General features: G+C 42.6%; 4 protein-coding genes. All 4 read right to left on the bottom strand.

Going from position 1 to position 2,678, the window contains the following annotated elements:
* Window positions 1-785, bottom strand: a 785-nt coding sequence (locus tag O3622_RS09970; protein WP_371607414.1) for a DUF4299 family protein, incomplete at its 3' end; no start/stop codon positions are given.
* A gap of 120 nt (window positions 786-905) precedes the next feature.
* The gene (locus O3622_RS09965; RefSeq protein ID WP_001030023.1) at window positions 906-1,892 is read right to left on the bottom strand and encodes a rhodanese-related sulfurtransferase; all 987 of its coding nucleotides are present in this window, start codon (window positions 1,890-1,892) and stop codon (window positions 906-908) included.
* 131 nt (window positions 1,893-2,023) lie between these two features.
* Window positions 2,024-2,320, bottom strand: coding sequence for a bacteriocin immunity protein (locus tag O3622_RS09960; RefSeq protein WP_000188106.1), 297 nt, complete (start codon window positions 2,318-2,320; stop codon window positions 2,024-2,026).
* Window positions 2,321-2,388: 68 nt separating this feature from the next.
* On the bottom strand, window positions 2,389-2,678 hold a 290-nt coding region (locus tag O3622_RS09955), incomplete at its 5' end, for a lysostaphin resistance A-like protein (protein WP_371607413.1).

Below are 2,678 nucleotides of genomic sequence, written 5' to 3'. Positions count from 1 at the left end.
TGATAAAATGCTTCTGGTAGCGACTCTAGGAATCTTGCATAGTCCAAGCGAGCGATGGATTCATAGTCTTCTGCTTTGGACCCATCACCAGAAATCGTCACTAGGTCAATCTCCCAAACAAGCTCTTTGCCTGCCAGCTGATCGGTATAAGGAGCTGGTACAAAGGGTTCCTTTGGCAAAATCGTCTTGACTCCTTGGGCTAGGTGATAGATACCGTGCACCTTGCCTTGAGCATCTGGGTAAAATTTCACACTGGCAAGGTAGGCATCAGAGCCTTGAACCTTCTTGACCAACTCTTCAAAATGTGCCAATCCATCCTCAGCCAAAAAGCTCTCGAGGTATTCCTTATTGAGATAGATAGGAGCCAAGAGCCCTTGGCAATATACTAGACGAGCCGCTTTGTCAGATAGATAATGCTTGACCGTTTCTCGGAAATAAGCTTCAAAATCAAAGCCTTCTAGCCCTTCTACCACTTGCCCCAACTTGTTTGATAGGGCTTGGAGGAGAGCTTCTACAATCTCCCAGTCCGCTCTGGTAAGGAAGTCTGGAATCACCACTTGATAGCCTTTTCGGCTATCCGCATAGTTCACCTTGAAGAGAAATTGCGACTGACCTACAATCCCACACTCGATATACTCGAGACGATTGAGGGGCTGACGGAGATAGACCGCATCATAACTGTGTGACTCCAAGCCCTCCACCAAGGCCAAGATAGACTTGGCAGTCAAGACCTCCTGTTGTCCTAGAATGCTTTCTTTATTTGGGATAAAAAATGTTTTCGCCATAACTGGCCTCCTTTGAAATCGTTTACATATAGTATAACCTATTTTCCTGAAAGATACAGAAACAAATTTTAGATTTTTAGATAAAAAGCATAGAAAAACAGCCCCTAAGGGCTGTTTGCTTTATACAGTAGCGACTTGATCCAAGCTTTCACCGATAGCTGCTAGACGCTCGATCACTTCTGCTTGTGTCAATTCATTTTCTGAGACGTAGCGGTTGCGTGGGTGAACACGGCACTCGTGTGAGCATCCACGAAGGTACTTGTCTTCATTTTCTTCTGATGTTAGGATACGACGGTTACAGAAGGGATTTCCACAGTTGACATAACGTTCACATGGTGTTCCATCAAACCAGTCTTTCCCTACGATGGTTGGGTTGACATGGTTAACATCAACGGCGATACGCTCGTCAAAGACGTACATTTTCCCATCCCAAAGTTCACCTTGGACTTCTGGGTCTTTACCGTAAGTTGCGATTCCTCCGTGCAATTGGCCGACATCTTTATAGCCTTCACGGACCATCCAGCCTGAGAATTTCTCACAGCGAACTCCACCTGTACAGTAAACCACAACACGCTTGTCCATGAATTTTTCCTTGTTGTCACGGACCCATTGTGGCAACTCACGGAAGTTGCGGATGTCTGGACGGATAGCCCCACGGAAATGTCCTAGGTCGTACTCATAATCGTTACGTGTGTCAAGAACCACTGTATCTTCGTCAAGAAGGGCTTCTTTGAACTCTTTTGGAGACAAGTAAGCACCTGTTGTTTCAAGTGGGTTGATGTCGTTGTCAAAGTCATTGTCTTCCAAACCAAGGTGGACAATTTCTTTCTTGTAGCGAACAAACATCTTCTTGAAGGCTTGTTCACTTTCTTCGTCAATCTTGAACCAGAGGTCTTCCATACCTGGGAGGCTGTGAACGTAGTCCATGTATTTTTGAGTTGTTTCGTAGTCACCTGAAACAGTCCCGTTAATCCCCTCGTCAGCGACGAGGATACGGCCTTTGAGACCGATTGATTTACAGAAAGCCAAGTGATCTGCCGCAAATTGCTCTGCATTTTCAATTGGAGTATAGAGGTAGTAAAGTAAGACACGAATATCTTTTGCCATAAGATTTGTTCTCTTTTCTATTCTTAAATTTTCAGAATTTTTCATTCAACTATTCTAGTATACCCACTTGAGAAAACGAATGCAATTTATTTGACCGAAAATTATATAGAGAGACCTACCACTGCACTTCATCAGTAACCATAGCGAATCGCAGATAATTCTCTCAATTTTTTGATTTGCTTAGCTTGACTTTCTGACAAACCCAGCTTGTTATCAATCAACACACGTGAGATGTCAACGTTCATTTGGCTCAGAATAAATGGAGTAGAGGTTCCATCGTCCTTTAATCGTTTTTGATAAATCACTAACTGATTTTTCAGGGGAGCAAGTTGAGGCGCAACCTTTATATCTTCCAATAGATGATCAATGATGGTCATCGCTTCACAACGTCTTTCACTTCCTCCAGCAAACCATTTTAATGGTGTCATACTCATTTCCCTCCTGAAATTCGCTTATAAATTGAAAAACTATAATTCCTAACTCTCCAGCCAGTATTTTACCCAAACACCCTATGTAAAAAAGTCAGCAAAAATGGCAAGGTCGCTACAATATTATTGATTACATGCACCGCATAGGAAGGATAAATGCTCTTGGTATAACGGGTCAAACCAGCAAAGATGATTCCAGATGTTGTAAAAACGAAAATATCTAACAGACTAGGCAGGCTTGAAAAATGAGGGAGAGCAAATAAAATAGAAGGAAGAAGCAAATCAAGACCAAATCTCGAATCTTTAAAAAAGGCGTGTTGCAGTAATCCTCTATAGATTAACTCTTCCATCAGTGGAA

The organism is Streptococcus sp. 27098_8_51, assembly GCF_041432205.1.
In the GTDB taxonomy this organism is placed as follows: Bacteria; Bacillota; Bacilli; order Lactobacillales; family Streptococcaceae; genus Streptococcus.
The sequence above is the reverse complement of the archived record's forward strand: the minus strand, read 5'-3'. Positions and strand labels throughout refer to the sequence as shown.